Consider the following 20739-nt stretch of genomic DNA (forward strand, 5'->3'; position numbering starts at 1 on the left):
CCTAGCGTCCCTCGCTGAGGACGATGTTGCGGATACCGCTCCCTCCGTCCCCAGGACCCGGAATCGCGCGAGGCGGTCGCTGCGATGGCGGCGGCTAGGGATGCGGAGAGCGGGCTCGGCCGAGCGGCCGAAGAGGTCGGTCGTCTTGCCATTCCCGATTCGGTTCGGGCGGATGACCTGAAGCGGCAGATGCGTGATGCAAGCGGCATGCTGCGGCTCGCTCGGGTCGAACTCCGTATGCCGGATTTCATACCGCGCTGGTACCGCAAAGCTCTTAATACGCTTAAGGATTATCCAATCCTGCTGATCAATTCAACGAAAATTGTGCAGCGCGGTGTCGACATTGCGCAGCCCCTTTGGGAGGCTTGGAGTCGTTTTAACGACGACGTTTTGCGCGCCGGGTTCAACCGCGTCCGAGAGGCGACCGAAAGTCTAGAAGCTGTCGGGCAAAAGTGGGCAGCAAAGAGTATGGAGGCGGCCGACCTTCCCACCGATTTTGATCTGAACGCCGTTCATCGCATGATCCTCGCTGGCGAAGAACCATCACAGGCATGGAGGCCTTGGATCAATGAATTGAATTTTTCCGACAGCGATCTTCGAGAACTCACCCCGCTCGCAGGTCTCACAAGCTTGCATTCGCTTTATCTCCTTTACACGGAGGTCAGCGACCTGGCTCCGCTTTCGAGCCTCACCACCCTCCAGTCACTTGACCTCGATTCCCCGCTTTCGAGCCTCACCGCCTTGAAGGCGCTTAATCTCAGCAACACGCAGGTAAGCGACTTCTCCCTGCTCTCGCTCTCCACCGCGCTGCAGACCCTCGATCTCACCGGCACGCCAATCAGCGACCTCGCCCCGCTTTCGAGCCTCACAGAGTTGCAAACGCTCAATCTCAGCAACACCTCGGTCAGCGACTTTTCCCCGCTTTCGAGCCTTACCGCGTTGGAGACGCTTAATCTCAGCAACAAGCCGGTCAGCGACCTCACTCTGCTCTCGGGCCTTACCGCGTTGGAGACGCTCAATCTCAGCAACACGTCGGTCAGCGACTTCGCCATGCTCTCGCTCTTCACCGAGTTACGGACACTCGATCTCACCGGCACGCCAATCAGCGACCTCGCCCCGCTTTCGGATCTTATCGAGTTGCGGACGCTCGATCTTGCCGACACGCAGGTCAGTGATCTTGCCCCGCTTTCGGGCCTCACCGCCATGGTGATGCTCGACCTGAGTGGCACGCAGGTCACCGATCTCACCCCCATTTTAGGGCTGTCTAGTTTGGAAGCCGTTTATGTCGAGAGCGGACGCCGTCGCGAGTTGCTCGCAAGCACCATAGGCAAGCGCGGCGAAATCGTTGTGGTCTTACCCGCATAAGCGGGGGACGCAGGCGCTCTCTCGTCAGCCCTCAATACCCCTTCGCCGCGATCGCCTCCGACCACGTCACCGCGCGGCGCGCCATGCCGATATGCTGGCGCTCGTACATGCGGCCCTCGACCTTGATGGCGCCGCGCTTGGCGTTCTCCGGCTGGTCGAAGGCGTCGATGACGAGGCGGGCGCGGCGCACCTCCTCCTCGGTGGGGGCGAAGGAGGTGTTGGCCGGCTCGATCTGGTTGGGGTGGATCAGGGTCTTGCCGTCGAAGCCGAGGTCGCGGGCCTGGCGGCACTCGGTGCGGCAGCCCTCGACGTCGGCGATGTCGTTCCAGACGCCGTCGAGGATGGTCAGGCCCTCGGCGCGGGCGGCGGCGAGCGTGAACATCATCCAGGGCAGCATCGGCACGCGGCCGGGCACGAGCTGCGCCCAGGTGTCCTTGGCGAGATCGTTGGTGCCGAGCACGAAGCAGGTCAGCCGGGTGCGCCGGTCGCGGCGCGCCCGCGCGATCTCCTGGATGTTCAGGATCGCCGCCGGCGTCTCGATCATCGCCCAGATCGCGATGGTCTCGGGCGCGTCGAGGGCCTCGAGGTGGTTAGCGATGCTCTCCAGCACCGCCGGCGAGGACACCTTCGGCATCAGGATCGCGTTCGGCCGCGCCTCGATCGCGGCCTTGAGGTCGGACTCGCCCCACGGCGTCTGCGGGGCGTTGACCCGGATGACGAGCTCGCGGTCGCCGTAGCCGCCGCCTTTCACCGCGGCGCAGACCTGCTCGCGGGCGAGCTCCTTCTCGTCCGGGCCGACGGCGTCCTCGAGGTCGAGGATCAACGAATCGGCCTGCAGGGTCTTCGCCTTGTCCATGGCCCGCTGGTTGGAGCCGGGCATGTAGAGGACGCTGCGGCGAAGACGAAGATCGGACATGAGGCATTCCCTGCTGGCCGGCACAGCTTAATGCAACGGCGTCGCCGCTGCATCTCGCTCAGGACGAAACGCGTGTCCATCAGGGCCGCGCCGGCCCAGGAATCTTAACCCTCATCGGGCATCCTGGCGCGATGCCCGCCGGCGGATCCCCTTCCGGCCGGCGCGAAGCGGCCCCGGCCCATGGCGATTGCCCTCGGTTCGATCCTGGAGGAGCTCGAAGGCGCCGTCGCCCGCGGCGGCCTCGACCGTCGCGCCGCGCTCCTGCGCAATCTCGCCGGCCTGTTCACCGACCAGGCCCCGCGCCTGCGCGAGACCCACGTCGCCGCCTTCGACGCGGTGCTCCTGCACGTCGCGCGGGACGCCGGAGGGGCGTCCCGGGCCGAACTCTCCGAGCGCCTCGCGGACGTGGCCAACGCACCGCGGCGCGTCGTGCGCGACCTCGCCTTCGATCCGACGCCCGCCGTCGCCGAGCCGGTCCTGACCCGATCGCTCAGGCTCACGGAGGCCGACCTCCTGGCGCTGGCGGGCGGGCAGGGTCAGGCCCACCTGCTCGCGCTGTCGCGACGGCCCGTGCTCGCGGCGAGGGTCACCGACCTTCTCGTCGTTCGCGGCGAGGCACCCGTCCTGCGCTCGGTCGCGGGCAATGCGGGCGCCCGCCTCTCCCGCGACGGCTACGAGATCCTCGGCAACCGGGCCGCTGGCGACGCCTTGCTGGTGACGCGCCTGCAGGTGCGCCCCGATACGCCCGCCGAGCTGCGCTCCCGCCTCTCGGCCCTGGCCCAGATCGCGGGGGAGGCGCCCCAGGCCGGGTCGGGGATCGTCTCGGGCGAGCGCCTGCTCGCGGCCGAGGTCTTCGTCAGCACGCAGGCGCGCAAGGGCGCGCTCGACGAGAACCGGGTGGTGAGCTGGCTGAACTCGGGCCGCGAGACGGAGGCGCTCGTGGCGCTGGCGCGGCTCGCCGGCGTGCCGAGCGCCATGGCGATCGCCGCCTACCATGCGGAGACCTACGACGCGCTCCTGCGGCTGGTCCGCTCGGTCCGGTTCGGCTGGCGCATCCTGACGATCTTCCTCGCGACCAGGGCGGGCGGCGAACCGCCCGCCGAGATCATGCAGGCGATGATGGCGGCCTTCCAGGGCCTGCCGGTCACGGAGGCGCAGCAGGCGTTGCGCCGCGCCGCGGCTTAGTTCGAAGGCGCGTGATCGCGGGCGCGCGTCAGGCCGTCGCCCGCCCGGCTCCGCGCTCGGGGAACGTCCTCCGGGCCAGCGCGGGAAAGGCGAGGGCCTGCCCGATTCCCCGTCCCGCCAGGAAGACGAGGAAGGCGAGCCAGAGGCCGCCATTGCCGAGCCCGGCCGCCTGGGAGCCGACGAGCGCGAGGCCGTAGACCAGGGCCGCGGCGAGCATCAGGTCCCGCATCGCCCGGGTCCAGGTCGCGCCGATGTAGATGCCGTCATAGGCGAAGGGCAGCGCCGCGACGAGGGGCGCGAGCGCGGCCGGAAGCAGGTAGGCGCGGGCGGCCTCGCGGACCTCCGGGCTCGTCGTCACGGCGTCGATGAAGGCGTGCCCGGTGCCGAGGAACAGGGCGGCGACCGCGACCCCGAAGGCGAGGCACCAGGCGAGGCTCAGGCGCACCGCCTGCCGGAACCCGGCCCCGTCCCGGGCGCCGACGGCCTGCCCGCAGAGGGTCTCGGCCGCGTTGGCGAAGCCGTCGAGGAAGAAGCCGCCGATGAGGAAGAGATTCCAGAGGACGGCGTTGGCCGCCAGCGTCACGTCGCCCATCCGCGCGCCGAGCGCCGAGAAGGCGGCGATGCCCGCCACGAGAAGCAGCGTGCGCACAAGGATGTCGGCGTTGACGCTGAGCATGCGGGCGAGCGCCAGCGGATCGCGGATGGCGCCGAGCGGCACCGCGAAGGGCCGCGAGCCGAGCCGCGACAGCACGAGAAGGCCGAGAGCCGTCCCCGCCGCCTCGGCGGCGAGCGTCGCGAAGCCCGCGCCGACGACGCTGAGGTCGAGGCCGAGCACCAGGATGAGGGTGAGGACGATGTTCGCCAGGTTGATCGCGACCTGAAGCAGCAGGCCGAGATCCGTCCGCCCCCGCCCGAGCACCGAACCGAGGATGGCGTAGTTCGCCAGCGTGAAGGGCGCGGCGAGGATGCGGACGTGGAAATAGGCGGCGAGGCCCTCGATCACCGCCGGGCTCGCGCCGCTGATCAGGAACGCGGCGGCGGCGATCGGCCCCTGCAGCAGCACGATGGCGAGGCCGACGAGGCCGGCCGCCGCGAGCGCCCGGGCGAGGGTGCGGTCGATCTCGGCCGCGTCGCGGTCGCCGAAGGCCTGGGCCGTGAGCCCCGCCGTCGCCATGCGCAGGGAGCCGAAGGACCAGAAGATCGCGTCGAAGATCACGGCGCCCAGCGCCATCGCCCCGAGCAGGGCGGCGTCGCCAAGCCGCCCGATCGCCGCCGCGCCGATGAAGCCGAGGAGCGGCGTCGTCACGTTGGCGAGCGTCATCGGCAGGGCGAGCGCCAGGACGCGGCGGCTCGTCGGCGGGGAAGTAGGTGTCATGAGACGTGACTGACGGAGACATGCCGCTCAGACGGCACCAGGGAGATACGGAGGCGAAGCTCCCTCGGAGGCTTGACGGTGATCCTATCGCGCTCAGTCGCGGGACTGATGCTGATCCCATCGCATCGCCGCATATCCCATCGCGAGGATCACGAGAGGAAGAACCACGTTCGCGAAGATCCAAAGCCCGGTCATCTGAGCCTCCCGAGAACTTTGCGCGCCATGGCGTGAAGCGATGCTGCCACGCTCAACCACAATAGGGCACCCAGTCCGAACAAGATACCGTTGGTGCCCAACAGGTCTGTCCCGACACCATATAGGGATGCTGCCGTCGGTCCCAAGACGCCGACCGTGAGACAGGCGGTCGAGGCACGGTCCAAGGCGTTGGCTAGCAGCTTCGCTCGTTCGTTGTTGATCGCGACCTGCCGACGATGTCTCCCGTCCTCGTCGGTCATTCGCCCCCACCGCAACTCCTGGTGGAGGAGTTACGCGCGGGAGCTTCCCGGCTCAAGCCTACTTTGACACCGCCAACAACCGCGCGATCAGCCAGATCGGCACCACGACCAGCGCGCCGGCGACGATCCAGCCGCCGAAATCCTGGAAGGCGTCGAGGCCGAGATGGAGGAGGGCCTGCAGGGTGTCGTAGGCGTGCCGGAACAGAGCGCCCGGCGTCAGGCCGAGCATCGCCATGCCGGCGCCGACGAGGATCGACAGGAACAGGAGCTTGACCAACACCGCCGCCGGCGAGCCGCCGAGGAAGCGGTGAAGCGCCGAGCGCGGCCGGCCCGGATAGGCAGGTCCGGGATAGGGCTGGCCCGTGCGCGGCGGTTCGTGGTCGAGGATCATCGGTCTCATCCTTGCGGGCGGCTCCCTTCGCCGCCCGGCGTGGCGGAAGCGTGACCGGCGCGACACACCGCGCCGAAACCGCACGGGGCCTGGAGCGTTACGCCGTTTCGTGCCAGGAGCCGAGATGGCATCCGGGCCCCGATGATCCAAGATCGCCGGCCGAACCAGCGACGGGAAGCGGCCTTTCATCCAGGCGGGACCACCCAAGTCATGATCGACCACGCCCTGTTCGATCCGGCGACGATCGATCCGGAGACCAAGCGGCTCAACGCCGAGATCGTCGCGGCGCATGCGGCACAGGAGGATCCCTGGTCCCTGCCGATCGCCGAGGTGCGGGCGCGGCGCCGTCGCGGCACCCAGGCCTCCCCGGCGATGCCGCGCAGCGCCCGGGCCGAGACCCTGACGATCGACGGGCCGGGCAGCCCGATCCTGCTGCGCGTCATCCGCCCCAACGCGCGCAAATGGCCGAAGGCGCGGGGCGCCTACCTCCATATCCACCGGGGCGGCTGGGTCTGGGGCGCGGCCGACGAGCAGGACCCCTGGCTCGAGCGCATCGCCGATTGCTGCGGCTTCGTCTGCCTCTCCGTCGAGTACCGCCTGGCGCCGGAGCATCCCTATCCGGCGGCCCTGGAGGATTGCGAGGCGGCCGCCCTCTGGCTCGCGGGACCGGGCCGGACCGATCTCGGCGTCACGGCCCTGACGATTGGCGGCGAATCGGTGGGCGCCCATCTCGCGGTGATGGTGCTCCTGCGCCTGCGCGACCGGCACGGCCTGCCCCGCGCGTTCCGCGGCGCCAACCTCAATGCCGGCTTCTACGACCTCGGGCTGACGCCGAGCGTGCGGCACTGGGGCGAGGAGCGCCTCGTCATCAACACGACCGATCTGACGCGCTTCGCCGACGACTACGTCCGCGAGGGCATCGACCGGCGCCGGCCCGACGTCTCGCCGCTCTACGCCGACCTGAAGGGCCTGCCGCCGGCGCTCTTCACCGTCGGCACCAGCGACCCGCTGCTGGACGACACGCTCTACATGTCCGCCCGCTGGGCGGCGGCCGGTAATGGCGGCCACACCGCGGTCTATCCCGGCGGCTGCCACGTCTTCATCCGCTATCCCGGCCCGCTGACCGAGCGGGCGCTGGAACTGATCGACCGCTTCCTCACGGCCCTTGCCTGAGGCGGCGCTCCCGGAGCGCTTCGCCGCTTGGTTCGCCTCGCGCGGCTGGAGCCCGCGACAGCACCAGCTCGACCTCGTCACGATTGCGGGCGCGGGCCGCTCCGCGCTTCTCGTGGCGCCGACGGGCGCGGGCAAGACGCTGGCCGGGTTCCTGCCGAGCCTGATCGCGCTGGCGGGCCCCCGAAGGACCAAAGGCCTGCACACGCTCTACGTCTCGCCCCTCAAGGCGCTCGCCGTCGACATCGCCCGCAACCTCGAGGCGCCGATCGCCGAGATGGACTTGGGCATCCGGGTCGAGACCCGCACCGGCGACACGCCCTCGCACAAGCGCTCGCGCCAGGTGGAGCGCCCGCCCGACATCCTGCTCACGACGCCGGAACAGCTCGCCCTGCTGATCGCGCATCGCGAGGCGGCCGAGCTTTTTTCCGGGCTTTCCTGCGTCGTCCTGGACGAACTGCACGCGCTCGTGACCTCGAAGCGGGGCGATCTCCTGTCGCTGGGCCTCGCCCGCCTGCACCGGCTCAGCCCCGGCCTGACGGCGATCGGCCTGTCCGCGACGGTGCGCGAGCCGGACGATCTGCGGCGGTATTTGGTGCCTCAGAACCATCGTCGTACGGGCGCCTCTCCTCCCCCTTGTGGGGAGGAGTTGGAGATGGGGGTGGTTCCGCCTGGCTCAGGCCAGGGTCACCCAGCCACCCCCACCCCCGACCCCTCCCCACAAGGAGGAGGGGAGGTGTTCATGGCCGACCTCGTCGTGGTCCACGGCGGGGCGGCACCGGACCTGCGCATGCTGGAGACCGGAAGGGCCCTGCCGCTCGCCGGGCACACCGCGGGCCAGGCGATGCCGGCGATCTACGAGCTGATCGGGCGGCACCGCACGGTGCTCGTCTTCGTCAACACGCGGCTTCAGGCCGAGTACACCTTCCAGGAGCTCTGGCGCCTCAACGAGGACGCGCTGCCGATCGCCCTCCACCACGGCTCGCTGGACGCCTCGCAGCGCCGCCGGGTCGAGGCGGCGATGGCGGCGGGGCAGCTGCGGGCCATCGTCTGCACCGCGACGCTCGACCTCGGCATCGACTGGGGCGACGTCGACCTCGTCATCAACATCGGCGCACCGAAGGGCGCGAGCCGGATCATGCAGCGGATCGGGCGCGCCAACCACCGCATGGACGAGCCCTCGAAGGCCTATCTCGTGCCGGCGAACCGCTTCGAGATGCTGGAGTGCCGCGCCGCCCTCGACGCCGTCGAGGAGGCCGCCCAGGACACGCCGGATGCGCGGCTCGGCGCCCCCGACGTGCTCGCCCAGCACGTCCTCGGCATGGCCTGCGCCGACGCCTTCGACCCGAACGCCTTCTACGAGGAGATCACCTCGGCCGCGCCTTACGCCACGCTCTCGTGGGAGGCATTCGAGGCGGTCGTCGACTACGTCGCCACCGGCGGCTATGCGCTGCGGGCCTACGAGCGCTTCGCCAAGATCCTGCGCGGGCCGGACGGCCTCTGGCGGGTGCGCGACGCCCGCACCGCCCAGCAATACCGCATGAACGTCGGCACGATCATCGAGGCGACGAAGGTCAAGGTCCGCCTCGCCCGCCAGATGCGGGCTAAGCCGGGAACGATCATGCCGCGGGGCGGCCGCGTGCTCGGCGAGATCGAGGAGGATTTCGCCGAGACCCTGACGCCGGGCGACACCTTCCTGTTCGCCGGCGAGGTGCTGCGCTTCGAGGGTCTCTCCGAGGACGAGGCGCTGGCCACGCGCGCGGGTCCCGGCACCGATCCGGCGATCCCCTCCTATGCCGGCGCGAAATTCCCGCTCTCGACCTTCCTTGCCGCGCGCGTCCGGGCGCTGATCGCCGACCCCTTCGAGTGGGACCGCCTGCCGCGTCAGGTCACCGAGTACCTCCTGCAGCAGCGCCGCCGCTCGGTCCTGCCGGGCGCGGCCGACCTCCTCGTCGAGACGTTTCCGCGCGGCGGGCGCTACTACCTGACCGCCTTTCCGTTCGAGGGCAGGCTCGCGCACCAGACGCTGGGCATGCTCCTGACCCGCAGGATGGAGCGGGCGCGCCTCCGCCCTCTGGGCTTTGCGGCCAACGATTACGGCATCGCGATCTGGATGGCCCGCGATCCGCGCGAGCGGATCGCGGAGGAGCCGGGTTTCCTCGAAGCGCTCTTCGCCGAGGACATGCTCGGCGACGACCTCGAGGCCTGGCTCGACGAGAGCTCGATCATGAAGCGGACCTTCCGCCAATGCGCGGTCATCGCCGGGCTGATCGAGCGGCGTTATCCGGGCCAGAAGAAGACCGGCCGCCAGGTCACGATCTCCACCGACCTCGTCTACGACGTCCTGCGCAAGCACCAGCCCGACCACCTGCTGCTGCGCGCCGCGCGCCAGGATGCGGCAACCGGACTCGTGGACGTGGGCCGCCTCGGCATGATGCTAAGGCGCATCCAGGGGCGAATCATCCACAAGGCGCTCGACCGCGTCTCGCCGCTCTCCGTCTCCGTCATGCTCGAGATCGGGCGTGAGCGGGTCTACGGCGAGGGGGCCGACGAGATTCTGGCCGAGGCCGAGGCGCAGCTTCTCGAAGAGGCGCTGGCGTGACCCGCGGTGGAGCCCCCCTTTCTTCAAACGAGGATGCGATCTTGGCGCTCGGCCAGAGACTCGAACGATCGAACAAGCTGCCCGGCCTGACCCTGGCGGGCGAGGCCCTGTCCCTCGACCTCTCGGGCGGCCTCTGGCTCGCCGCCCACCGGACCCTGGTCGTCTCCGACCTGCACCTCGAGAAGGGCTCGGCCTATGCCTCGCGCTCGGGCCAGTTCCTGCCGCCCTACGACACCCGCGAGACCCTGGCCTGCCTGCACGAGGTGGTGGCCCGGCTCGACCCGGCCTGCGTCGTGGCGCTCGGCGATTCCTTCCACGATTCCCGGGGCCCGGAGCGGATGGAGCCCGGCGATCGCGCGATGGTCGCCGCTCTGCAGGAGGGGCGCGACTGGGTGTGGATCGCCGGCAACCACGATCACGCGGTCAACGAGGGCGTCGGCGGCCGCTACGCCGATACCCTAGCGCTCGGCGGCCTGACGCTCCGGCACGAACCGGTCGCGGGCGCCGCCGAGGGCGAGGTCGCCGGCCACCTGCATCCCTGCGGCAAGGTCGCGATGCGCGGACGCGCCGTGCGGCGGCGCTGCTTCGTCAGCGACGGGCACCGCCTCGTGATGCCGGCCTTCGGCGCCTATGCCGGCGGGCTGAACGTGCGCGACCCGGCCTTCGACCCGCTCTTCCCGAAGGGGTTCACGGCTCATCTGTTGGGCGACGGCCGGGTGTTCGCGATCGGGCGGGCGATGCTGGCGCGGGACTAGGCCGCCACCAGCAGCGCCGCGCCGGCGACGCCCGACAGGGCGAGCCGCAGCCAGCCGAGCCAGCGCGGCACCAGCCCGCGGCGCGGCAGATCCTGGTCGATCAGCCCCCAGGCCAGGACCAGGATGCCGAGCACCCGCAGATCCCAGGGCGCCGGCAGCGCGAGCGCCGTCCAGGCGATGAGCGAGGGCAGGATCGCGACGAGATAGTCGAGGTTGCTGCCCTCCCGCGCCGCCGCCGCGCCCCAGCGGATGCCGCCGAGGAACGAGGCGATCACCGCCCCGTAGGCCGAGAGGATGGTGCGGGGCGAGAGCCCTATCGTGCTCAGGCCCCCGTCATTGCCGCTGATCGACAGGAACGCGAAGCCGAGGAACGGGATCAGGCCGGCGATCCCGAGGACCAGCGCCAGGGGAGGTACGGGTGTCGCGCGCGCCATCGACCCTTCCGGCTGCCCTCCGCCGGTGCCCGGCGGCGTGTTCCTCGTCGGGTGCAATACACGCGCGCCCGGCCAAGGTTCCCCCCGGCCGGGCGCGATGGACGACGAAGGACACCGGGTCGCAGGCCCGCGCCCGAGCGCGGGTCGGACCGCGGCCTCAGGTGCGGCGGCCCGCGGCCGGGGGCGTCGCGGGAAGAGGCGAGCCGAGCAGGGTCATCGTGTTGCCGGCCGCGCTCTGGGCCGGCGCCTCGTTGATCGCCGGGTCGGCGACCTTGGCCTTGAAGTTGGCGGCGAGCGCCTTCGCGGCGGCGAGGTCCTTCGGCGCGAGCTTGCCCGCCACGTCGTCGCGCTTCTTGGCGGCGTCGTCGTCGCCCTGCGCCCCGGCGGCCGAGAACCAGGCGTAGGATTGCACGAGGTCCTGCTGCAGCCCGAGCCCGCGGGCATAGAGCACGGCGAGATTGTACTGGCTGTCGCGGATGCCGTGCTCGGCCGCCTGGCGGAACCATTGGGCCGCGGCGGCGAAGTCGGGCTTGCCGTTGGCAGCGGGGTTCTCGGCATGGAGCACGGCGAGGTTGTGCATGGAGCGGGCATGACCCTGCTCGGCGGCCCGGCCGTACCAGGTCTTGGCCTGCGCGACGTCGCGGACCAGGCCCGAACCCTTCTCGTACTGGCTGGCGAGCTTGTACTGGGCCGGCGCGTAGCCTGCGGTCGCAAGCTTCTCGTAGAGCTTGGCCGCGAGCGCCAGATCCCGGGTCATGCCGCGTCCGTCCGCGTGGCGGGCGGCGAGCTCGAAGATCGCCGCGCCATCGCCCTCGAGGGCGGATTGGCGGAGCTTGGCCAGCCCGGCCGGCACGTTGGCAAGGTCGGGGCCGAGCGAGGCGGCGGAGGGCACGCGGGGAAGGCCGCGGGCGGCCGGCCGCTCGGTCCGCCCGACGGATTCGGCCGGCGCCGGGGGAATGGGGTCGGACGCGGCGCCGGGAGACGGCAGGGCCTGGGTCGTCTGCGGATCGGCGCGCGACGCGGCGACCGATGCGCCCTCGCCATCGGGCCGAGCGGCCGCAACCCCGTCCGAGGCGCCCGCAGGCTTGGCCGGGGCTTCGACCATCGGCGGCGAGGCCGGCTCCGGGTTGCCGGGCGTCCACAGGCTGAACGCCTGCAGCGCGCCGAGCGCCAGGACGACGGCGGCGAGGCCGAGGAGGAGGGGCCGGCGCCGGCGGTCGATCTCGGCGCGCAGGCGCGCGGCACGTCCTCCCGCCCTGGCGGTGAGGCCGATCGGGACGGATTCGGCGCCGCCCCGCAGGTCGCTCGTCACTTTGGCGGACGCCGAGGCCTCGGCCTGCGCCGCCTGGGCGGCGCGCCGGGCGGCGGCGATGAAGCTCGTCTTGATGTCGCCGCCGGCCGCGGCGCCATCTTCGGGCAACTCGACGGCGGGCGCGGGGTCGCGCAGCGGCCGGCCGGCGCCGGGCTCCAGCAGCTCGTCCTTGGCCCTCGCGAGATCGACGGATTTGGCGAGGTCAGCGGATTTGGCGATGTCGACCGTCGCGGCCGGTCCCGGCACGCGCGGCGCATCGGGGCGCCGCACGGCCGGGGCCCGCGGCTTGGGCGCGCTCGTCGACGAGAGGAGACGCTCGGTCAGGGGCTCGCTCTCGCGGCGCGGGCCGGCACCGAGCGCGCCCTCGCCCTCCAGGCTGCCGAGCCGGCCGACGAGCCGATTCAGAACGGAATGCACGCCTTCGAGCGTCGCCTGCATGCGCTGCTCGGCGGCGGCCTGCTGCGAGCGCAGGTCGGCAAGGCCCGCGCGGAGCAGGCCGATCTCGCTACTCCCGCCCGCCTCCGCCCGCCCGCCCGCCATGGTTTCGGCGACGGCATTGCGGGCCGCGCGCTCCATCGCTGCTTCGAGGGGCGCCTCGTCGCGCAGAGCCGAGACCTGGGCGAGCAACTCGCCCATGGTCCGTTCGAGGCCGGCCAGCGCCGGGTCGGCGCCGCGGCTGTCGATGCGCCGCGACAGCGCGAGGACCTGCTGCTCCAACCCGTCGAGCCCCTCGGCCGAGGTGCCGGAATCGCCGACGCGGTCGATCTTCTCGGCGAGGTCGCGCAGCATCCCGTGGATGGAGGCGAGCTCGCCGCCCGTCTGAGGGGGCTGCCGCAGCGTGGCGCCGAGATCCTCCAGGCGCCCGATCAGGTCCCCGACCGGGTTGACGCTCGCCCGCTCGACCTTGTCGGCCAACGCGTCGATGCGATGGATGATGGCGTCCGAATCGGTGCCGCCCGTCGCGTTCTGCGGCTTGAGGGCGTCGAGCTTGACGCCCATCGCCCGGATCTGCTCCTCGATGCCGCGGCCCTCGGGGCGGCGCAGGTCGCTGCGGATCTCCTCGAGGAGGGGCCGCAGCTCCGCCACGCCCGATTCGTCGCGCGCGGTGCCCTGGAGCTGCGCGATCTGCGCGCTGATCGCCTGCATGCCCTGGGCGAGGCTCTGGATCCGCTCGGGCCCGGCGAGGGCGCCGATGAGCCGGCGGATCTCCTCGAGCTCCCGGAACAGGGCGGCCAGCGCCTCGCGATCGGCGGAGGCCGAGCCGCCGCTCAGGGCGCCGTCGACCTTGGCGGCGAGCCGCTCGACGTCGGAGGCCACCCGCGCATGGACGTTCTCGGCGACGTCCTCCGCGAGGCGGGCGACCTGGACCCGAATCAGTTCGATCGGAGCGGCGATGGCGGCGAGCTCGGAGGGCTCCTGCGCCTGCTGGACGCCGGTGGCGAGCGACAGCATGGCCTGTTCCAGCGCGCTCACGTCGCGGCCGGTGGCGAGGCCGCCGATCGATTCCCGCAGGCGACTCGTCTCGATCTGCAGTTCGGAGATCACCAGGGAGGATGCGCCCGGTGCGGGCGCGGCGGCCTGCACGGCGGGCTCGGTGGGTTCGGCCCGGCCCCGCCCCTCGAGCTCGCGCTGACGCTGCCGGATCTCGCTGACCGCGTCGCGGACCTCCGCCTCCGGCGGACGGCCGCGGCGGCCGAGGGGACGCGGCGCCGCGAGCTGGCCGGCAAGCTCCGTCATCCGGCGCTCGATGTCGCCGAGGCGCTCGGCCATCTGGGTTGCCGGCGACAGGCCGGTCTCGAGCACGGCGCCGATGCGCGCCTCGATGCCGGCGATGGTCTGGCTGGCCGCCGCCTGCGCGGCCTCGCGCTCCTCGGCGATCCGGCGGTCGAGCGCGTCGAGGCGGCGCATCATCTGCGTGATGGCGGTCTCGTCCGCTCCGCTCGCGACGGGAACGGGCTGGGTCGCGGGCTCGGACACGCGCTGCCGGGGCGGAGCCTCGGCGGGCCGCTCGGTCGAACGGACCGGGCGCCGGCGGCGACGCTGCTGCTGCGCCTTCTCCTCCGGCGAGAGCACCGAGGCGATCCAGGCCTCGACGGGGAGGCCGGCGCGGGAGGCGACCTCGCGGGCCGCTTCGACGATCTCGGGATCGAAGCCGTCGAGGCTCAGCGTCGCGTTGCGTTTCATCGTCAAACCTGCGGCGAGTTCGGTGACCGGTCGCCTCGAACGATCGCCCGGGACGCTCGCGCGCCGGACGCCGCCTTCCGGATCGGTTGCGCTCGACTTTTCTCACTCTTGGTAAACAGTGGGTTAAGGGCTGTCCCAAACCGGTAAAATCGGTTGCGCCGCCGCGGCCCGGATGCGACCCCTTTGCAAACGCCGCTCGATAGTTTACATGTGAACTATCGAGCGGGCCGGCGGTCGGATGCGACCAGCGACAGGTCCGCCGCTCTTGTGGGAGAAGCGAGATGCCGAGCTATCGGGCCCCGGTCGAGGACACGCTGTTCATCCTGAACGACGTGCTCGGCTTCCATCACCACGACAACCTGCCCGGCTTCTCCGACGCCTCCCCTGACGTGGTCGAGGCGGTCCTCTCCGAGGGCGCCAAGCTCGCCGACACGGTGCTCGCGCCGCTGAACGCCATCGGCGACAAGGAGGGCTGCAAGCGCCTTCACGACGGCAGCGTCACGACGCCCAAGGGCTTCAAGGCGGGCTACGACGCCTTCGCCCAGGGCGGCTGGATGGGTCTCTCCGTGCCGGAGGAATACGGCGGCCAGGGCCTGCCGCACACGCTCAACAGCGCGATCCAGGAATTCGTCTCCGGCGCCAACCTCGCGCTCGGCATGTATCCGGGCCTGACCCAGGGCGCGATGGCGGCCCTCCTCGTCCACGGCTCGGAGGAGCAGAAGCAGGCCTACCTGCCCAAGATGGTCGAGGGCGCCTGGACCGGCACCATGAACCTGACCGAGCCCCATTGCGGCACGGATCTCGGCCTGCTCAAGACCAAGGCGGTCCCCAACGGCGACGGCTCCTACAGCCTGACGGGCACCAAGATCTTCATCTCGGCCGGCGAGCACGACATGGCCGAGAACATCATCCACCTCGTCATCGCCCGCATCGAGGGCGCGCCGGCGGGCACCAAGGGCATCTCGCTCTTCGTCGTGCCGAAGTTCCTGATCAACGAGGACGGGTCGCTGGGGACACGAAACGGCGTGTCCTGCGGCTCGATCGAGCACAAGATGGGCATCCACGGCAACTCGACCTGCGTCATGAACTACGACGGGGCCAAGGGCTGGCTGGTCGGCCAGGAGAACCGCGGCCTCAACGCGATGTTCGTGATGATGAACGAGGCGCGGCTCGCCGTCGGCATCCAGGGGCTGGGCCAGTCCGAGGTCGCCTACCAGAACGCCGTCGCCTACGCGAAGGACCGGCTCCAGGGCCGCTCCCTCACCGGCGCCAAGGCGCCGGACAAGGCCGCCGATCCGATCATCGTCCACCCGGACGTGCGCCGCACGCTGATGACGATCCGCGCCTTCAACGAGGCCGGCCGCGCCCTCATGCTCTGGACGGCGCTCAAGGCCGATATCGGCCACCGCTCGCCCGACGCCGCCGAGCGCCAGGCCGCCGAGGACCACATGGGCCTGATGACGCCGGTGGTGAAGGGCGTGCTGACCGACAAGGGCTTCGACAACGCGGTCGCCGCCCAGCAGATGTTCGGCGGCCACGGCTACATCGAGGAATGGGGCATGTCTCAGTTCGTGCGCGATGCCCGCATCGCCATGATCTACGAGGGCGCCAACGGCATCCAGGCCATGGACCTGATCGGCCGCAAGCTGCCCAAGGACGGCGGCCGGGCGATGATGACCTTCCTCGGGGAGGTCCAGACCTTCATCAAGGACCACGACGAGGACGAGGCCATGAAGCCGTTCACCGGGCCGCTCCAGGCCGGGCTGAACGACCTCCAGGCCGCGACCATGTGGTTCATGCAGAACGCCTTCTCGAAGCCCGACAACGCGGGCGCCGGCGCCACCGACTACATGCACCTCTTCGGCCTCGTCGCGATGGGCTACATGTGGGGCCGCATCGCCAAGGCGGCGATCGCCAGGAAGGCGGAGGATGCGGGCGCCGCCGAGCGCATGGACGTCAAGCTCGTCACCGGCCGCTTCTACATGGAGCGCATGCTGCCGGAGACCGCGACGCGCCTGACGCGCATCAAGGCGGGCGCCGAGACGACGATGGCCCTGGCCGTCGAGGCCTTCTAGGCGGCTGATCCGCCCCCGCTTGTCATACCGGGGCCGCGAAGCGGAACCCGGGACCCAGAGCCGCCGAGGCGGCAAGCTGGAGCACAGTCAGTGGTAATGGGTTCCGGACTCGCCTGCGGCGCCTCGGAATGACAAGCGTGCTGTTGAAGGGTGAAAGCCTGCCAACCCGTTGGGTTTCGGCGGCGGGCCACGAAAACGGTCAACAAGGGAAGCGCACATGCCGGAGGCCTATATCTACGATCACGTCCGCACCCCGCGCGGCCGCGGCAAGCCGGACGGCTCGCTCCACGAGGTCTCGGCGCTTCGCCTCGCCGAGACGGCGCTCCGCGCCATCAAGGACCGCAACGACCTCGACACCAAGCGCGTCGACGACGTCGTCCTCGGCTGCGTCGATCCCGTGGGCGAGGCCGGCGGCGACATCGCCCGGGCGGCGGCTTTGGTGGCCGATTACGGCATCCACGTGCCCGGCGTGCAGATCAACCGCTTCTGCGCCTCGGGCCTCGACGCGGTGAACTTCGCCGCGGCCCAGGTGATGTCGGGCCAGCACGACCTCACCGTCGGCGGCGGCGTCGAATCCATGAGCCGCGTGGGCCTCGGCGCCTCGGGCGGCGCCTGGCCGGTCGATCCGCACATCGCGATCAAGTCCTGGTTCATGCCCCAGGGCGTCTCGGCCGACCTCATTGCGACGAAGTACGGCTTCACCCGCGACGATTGCGACGCCTACGCCGTCGAGTCGCAGAAGCGCTCGGCGAAGTCCTGGGCGGAGGGCTACTTCAAGAACTCGGTCGTGCCCGTGAAGGACGTGAACGGCATCACCCTGCTCGCGACCGACGAGCACATGCGCCCCTCGACCGACATGCAGTCGCTGGCGAGCCTCAAGCCCTCCTTCGTGCAGATGGGCCAGATGGGCGGCTTCGATGCGGTTGCCGTCGACGCGCATCCCGACGTCGAGGCCGTCGACCACGTCCACCATGCCGGCAATTCCTCGGGCATCGTGGACGGCGCGGCCGCCGTCCTGATCGGCTCGAAGGAGGCCGGCGCTGCGGCCGGCCTGAAGCCCCGCGCCCGCATCCGCGCCTTCGCCAATATCGGCTCCGACCCGGCCCTGATGCTCACCGGCCCCGTCGACGTGACCCGGAAGGTGCTGGCGCGGGCCGGCATGACGACCGACGACATCGACCTGTTCGAGCTCAACGAGGCCTTCGCCTCCGTCGTGCTGCGCTTCCGGCAGGCCTTCGACGTCGATCCGGCCAAGCTCAACGTGAACGGCGGCGCCATCGCCATGGGCCATCCGCTCGGCGCCACCGGCGCGATGATCCTGGGCACCGTCCTCGACGAGCTCGAGCGCACCGGCAAGGAGCGGGCGCTCGTGACGCTGTGCATCGGCGCGGGCATGGGCACCGCCACGATCATCGAGCGGGTCTGAAACCCGCGTCAGGGGCGACCCTGCCGCGTCAACCGAAACACTGATAGAGGCGGCGCACCCGACGCCGCCGCAAGCGGCGCGGTTCGACAATCCGATCGGGAGCACGCCCCAAGATGATCAGACCCTTCGCCGCCCTCTGCCTCGCCGCCGCGCTGGCCGCGCCGCTCTCGGCTCGCGCCGACGACGCCTCCGACCGTCTCGCGGCGGCCAAGGCCCTCGTCCAGACGACCGTGATCAAGACCCTCGAGACCGGGTTCGCCGGCGCGCTGGAGAAGACCGTCGTCTCGATGCCCGCCGACAAGGCCGACAGCGTCCGGACCGAGGTCCGTGCCGAGTTCGAGAAGCAGCGCGGGATCCTGATCGAGGGCCTGTCGAAGGAATATGCCGAGAAGTTCAGCCTCGACGAGCTCAAGCGCATCCAGGCCGTCTACGACGACAAGACCTACCAGAAGTTCCAGGCCCTGAACGCCGACCCGGCCTCGACGATCACCCTGATCTCGCAGAACGCGGTCACCAAGATCCTGAACCTGCTCTCCCTCGTCGCCGCCAACGACGGCGGCGGTCAGCAGGCGCCGACGCCGATGCCCGGCCGCTGAGAGGCGGCCTTCCGTTTTCGCTGTCGGCGGCCGCGCGCGGCCGCCGCCAATCCCGAGGACCCGCGATGAACCTGACCAATTTCCGCTTCGAGACCGATGCCGACGGCATCGCGCTCGCGACCTGGGACATGCCGGGCCGCTCGATGAACGTCATCACCACCGAGGTGATGCAGGAGCTGCATCAGGTCATCGACGCCGTCGTGGCCGACGCCGCGGTCAAGGGCTGCGTCATCACCTCGGGCAAGGACAGCTTCTCGGGCGGCGCCGACCTGACCATGCTCCAGGGCCTGGGACACGCCTACGAGACGCTGAAGGCCGAGAAGGGCGAGGAGGAGGCCATGCGCCACTTCTTCGAGGAATCGCGGAAGCTCACCCTGGTCTTCCGCAAGCTCGAGACCTGCGGCAAGCCCTTCGCCGCGGCGATCAACGGCGTCTGCCTCGGCGGCGCCTTCGAGCTCGCGCTCTCCTGCCATCACCGGGTGCTGTCGGACGACGACAAGACCCGCGTCGGCCTGCCCGAGATCAAGGTCGGCCTCTTTCCCGGCGCCGGCGGCACCCAGCGCGTGCCCCGCCTGATGCAGACGGGCGACGCCCTGCAGATGCTGTTCAAGGGCGAGCAGATCCGGCCGCTGATGGCGCGGAACATGGGCCTCGCCCACGAGGTCGCGCCGAAGGCCGAGATCGTCGAGAAGGCGCGTGCCTGGATCAAGGCCGGCGGCTCGGCGGTCGCCCCCTGGGACGTGCCGAAGTTCAAGGCGCCCTCGGGCAAGGTCTACTCGCCCGCCGGCATGATGATCTGGCCGCCCGCCAACGCCATCTACCGCCGCGAGACGCACGACAATTACCCGGCCGCCAAGGCGATCCTGAACGCGGTCTACGAGGGCCTGCAGCTGCCGATGGACCAGGCGCTGCGGGTCGAGAGCCGGTACTTCGCCAAGATCCTGCGCTCGAAGGAGGCGGCGGCGATGATCCGCACGCTGTTCCTCTCCATGGGCGAGCTCAACAAGGGCGCCCGCCGTCCCAAGGATGTGGCGCCGACGAACGTGAGGAAGGTCGGCGTGATCGGCGCCGGCTTCATGGGCGCGGGGGTCGCCTACGTCTCGGCCAATGCCGGCATGGAGGTCGTGCTCGTCGACCAGTCGGCCGAGGCTGCCGAGAAGGGCAAGGCCTACGCCCACAAGCTCGTCACCGGCCAGATCAACAAGGGCCGCGCCAAGACCGCCGACCGCGACGCGCTGCTCACCCGCATCACGCCGACCGACGACTACGCCGCCCTCAAGGATTGCGACCTCGTCATCGAGGCCGTGTTCGAGGATCCGCGTGTGAAGGCCGAGGTCATCGCCAAGGTCGAGGCCGTGATCGGCCCCGAGGTCATCTTCGCCTCGAACACCTCGACCCTGCCGATCACCGGCCTCGCCAAGGCCTCGGGCCGCCCCGAACAGTTCGTCGGCATCCACTTCTTCTCGCCCGTCGAGAAGATGATGCTCGTCGAGATCATCAAGGGCGAGAAGACCGGCGACCGCGCCATCGCGACGGCCCTGGACTACGTCCGCGCGATCAGGAAGACGCCGATCGTCGTCAACGATTCCCGCGGCTTCTTCGCCAACCGCTGCGTCACGGCCTACCTGCTGGAGGGGCACAAGATGTTCCTCGAGGGCATCCCCGCCGCGATGATCGAGAATGCGGGCCGCCAGGCTGGCATGCCGGTGGGGCCGCTCTCGCTCAACGACGAGGTCGCCCTCGATCTCGGGCTCAAGATCGCCAAGGCGACGGAGGCGGAGCTCGGACCGGACGCTGTCGATCCGGGCCAGAAGACGCTGCTCGTGACCCTCGTCGAGGAGCAGGGGCGCCTGGGTCGCAAGAACGGCAAAGGCTTCTACGACTATCCCGAGGGCGCGCCGAAGCGCCTGTGGCCGGGCCTCAAGGACCTTCAGTCCAAGCATGTCGATCCCGACGACGTCGACTTCGCGGAGCTGAAGCACCGCCTCCTCGTGGTGCAGGCGCTGGAAGCGGCCCGTACCGTCGGCGAGGGCGTGGTGACGGACCCCCGCGAGGCCGATGTCGGCTCGATCCTCGGCTTCGGCTTCGCGCCGTTCACCGGAGGCGCGCTGTCCTACATCGACTTCATGGGCGCCAAGACCTTCGTGGCGCTGGCCCGCAGCCTGGAAGCCAAGCACGGGCCGCGCTTCGCGGTGCCCGAGAACCTCCTGGCGATGGCCGAGACCGGCGGCACCTTCTACGGCGAGGCGGCCAAGAAGGCCGCCTGATCCCTTGCGGCCTGGGGGCCGTCGCAGCTCCGGCCTGCGGCGGCGAGGCGCGCCTCCGATCGCCAACCAGTGAGAGGGGCGCCGGCCGCCCCGACGATTTCTCTTGCTATTATTCCTAAGCTGTGTTTCTAATCCGTCACCTGCTGCCTGGCACTGAGGGTGTCTGTTCGGTGACCGACCGGGCGGGCTTTGGGCGGCAGGGCGGTGCCCGCGTCGGAGGCTCGGTCCCTC

At 70.6% G+C, this 20739-nt stretch carries 15 protein-coding genes; 9 read left to right on the forward strand and 6 right to left on the reverse strand.

Annotated features, from left to right (window positions below; translation table 11 throughout):
• The first annotated feature begins 84 nt into the window (after positions 1-84).
• Positions 85-1365 carry a leucine-rich repeat domain-containing protein gene (locus MFF55_RS10935; RefSeq protein ID WP_238244119.1) on the forward strand — a complete coding sequence of 427 codons (1281 nt, stop codon included), beginning with the start codon at positions 85-87 and terminating at the stop codon, positions 1363-1365.
• 31 nt (positions 1366-1396) lie between these two features.
• On the opposite strand, the gene MFF55_RS10940 is transcribed toward MFF55_RS10935, so the two are convergent.
• Entirely contained in the window at positions 1397-2281 is an 885-nt protein-coding gene (locus MFF55_RS10940; protein WP_238244120.1) for an HpcH/HpaI aldolase/citrate lyase family protein, read from the reverse strand.
• Between the two features lie 180 nt (positions 2282-2461).
• On the opposite strand from MFF55_RS10940, the gene MFF55_RS10945 reads away from it, so the two are divergent.
• Positions 2462-3466 (forward strand): DUF2336 domain-containing protein, encoded by a 1005-nt coding sequence (locus tag MFF55_RS10945; RefSeq protein ID WP_238244121.1) that lies wholly within the window; start codon positions 2462-2464, stop codon positions 3464-3466.
• A 28-nt stretch (positions 3467-3494) separates the two neighbouring features.
• Here MFF55_RS10945 and MFF55_RS10950 read toward each other — a convergent pair whose 3' ends face one another.
• From MFF55_RS10950 to MFF55_RS10960, 3 genes are all read right to left on the reverse strand, one after another.
• Positions 3495-4841: an MATE family efflux transporter gene (locus MFF55_RS10950; RefSeq protein WP_238244122.1), complete on the reverse strand. Its 1347-nt coding sequence runs from the start codon at positions 4839-4841 to the stop codon at positions 3495-3497.
• Positions 4842-5032: 191 nt separating this feature from the next.
• On the reverse strand, positions 5033-5296 hold the full coding sequence (locus tag MFF55_RS10955; protein ID WP_238244123.1) for a hypothetical protein: 264 nt from the start codon (positions 5294-5296) through the stop codon (positions 5033-5035).
• Between the two features lie 58 nt (positions 5297-5354).
• The gene (locus tag MFF55_RS10960; RefSeq protein WP_238244124.1) at positions 5355-5687 is read right to left on the reverse strand and encodes a DUF6460 domain-containing protein; all 333 of its coding nucleotides are present in this window, start codon (positions 5685-5687) and stop codon (positions 5355-5357) included.
• Positions 5688-5897: 210 nt separating this feature from the next.
• Between MFF55_RS10960 and MFF55_RS10965 the strand changes: the two genes are divergently transcribed.
• From MFF55_RS10965 to pdeM, 3 genes are read left to right on the forward strand one after another with little or no spacing between them, the layout of a single operon-like run.
• Positions 5898-6860 carry an alpha/beta hydrolase gene (locus MFF55_RS10965; protein ID WP_238244125.1) on the forward strand — a complete coding sequence of 321 codons (963 nt, stop codon included), beginning with the start codon at positions 5898-5900 and terminating at the stop codon, positions 6858-6860.
• Complete coding sequence (locus MFF55_RS10970) at positions 6853-9459, forward strand: ligase-associated DNA damage response DEXH box helicase (protein WP_238244126.1); 2607 nt, start codon at positions 6853-6855, stop codon at positions 9457-9459. Before MFF55_RS10965 ends, MFF55_RS10970 begins: the two co-directional genes overlap by 8 nt.
• Before the next feature lie 41 nt (positions 9460-9500).
• On the forward strand, positions 9501-10214 hold the full coding sequence (gene pdeM / locus MFF55_RS10975) for a ligase-associated DNA damage response endonuclease PdeM (protein ID WP_238244127.1): 714 nt from the start codon (positions 9501-9503) through the stop codon (positions 10212-10214).
• Here the strand turns inward: pdeM and MFF55_RS10980 are convergent.
• Together MFF55_RS10980 and MFF55_RS10985 are read right to left on the reverse strand one after the other, a co-directional pair.
• Positions 10211-10648, reverse strand: a complete 438-nt coding sequence (locus tag MFF55_RS10980) for a DUF3429 domain-containing protein (protein WP_238244128.1) — start codon at positions 10646-10648, stop codon at positions 10211-10213. The two genes, pdeM and MFF55_RS10980, sit on opposite strands and share 4 nt — an antisense overlap.
• 157 nt (positions 10649-10805) lie before the next feature.
• Positions 10806-14144 (reverse strand): tetratricopeptide repeat protein, encoded by a 3339-nt coding sequence (locus MFF55_RS10985; protein ID WP_238244129.1) that lies wholly within the window; start codon positions 14142-14144, stop codon positions 10806-10808.
• 281 nt (positions 14145-14425) lie between these two features.
• Here MFF55_RS10985 and MFF55_RS10990 point away from each other — a divergent pair, with 281 nt between their 5' ends.
• From MFF55_RS10990 to MFF55_RS11005, 4 genes are all read left to right on the forward strand, one after another.
• A complete protein-coding gene (locus MFF55_RS10990; RefSeq protein WP_238244130.1) occupies positions 14426-16219 on the forward strand; it encodes an acyl-CoA dehydrogenase C-terminal domain-containing protein in 1794 nt (597 codons plus the stop codon).
• A gap of 217 nt (positions 16220-16436) precedes the next feature.
• Complete coding sequence (locus MFF55_RS10995; RefSeq protein WP_238244131.1) at positions 16437-17645, forward strand: acetyl-CoA C-acetyltransferase; 1209 nt, start codon at positions 16437-16439, stop codon at positions 17643-17645.
• A gap of 113 nt (positions 17646-17758) precedes the next feature.
• A complete protein-coding gene (locus MFF55_RS11000; RefSeq protein WP_238244132.1) occupies positions 17759-18241 on the forward strand; it encodes a hypothetical protein in 483 nt (160 codons plus the stop codon).
• Positions 18242-18306: 65 nt separating this feature from the next.
• The gene (locus MFF55_RS11005; protein WP_238244133.1) at positions 18307-20508 is read left to right on the forward strand and encodes a 3-hydroxyacyl-CoA dehydrogenase NAD-binding domain-containing protein; all 2202 of its coding nucleotides are present in this window, start codon (positions 18307-18309) and stop codon (positions 20506-20508) included.
• Positions 20509-20739: the final 231 nt, after the last annotated feature.

The organism is Methylobacterium iners (assembly GCF_022179305.1).
Lineage (GTDB): Bacteria > Pseudomonadota > Alphaproteobacteria > Rhizobiales > Beijerinckiaceae > Methylobacterium > Methylobacterium iners.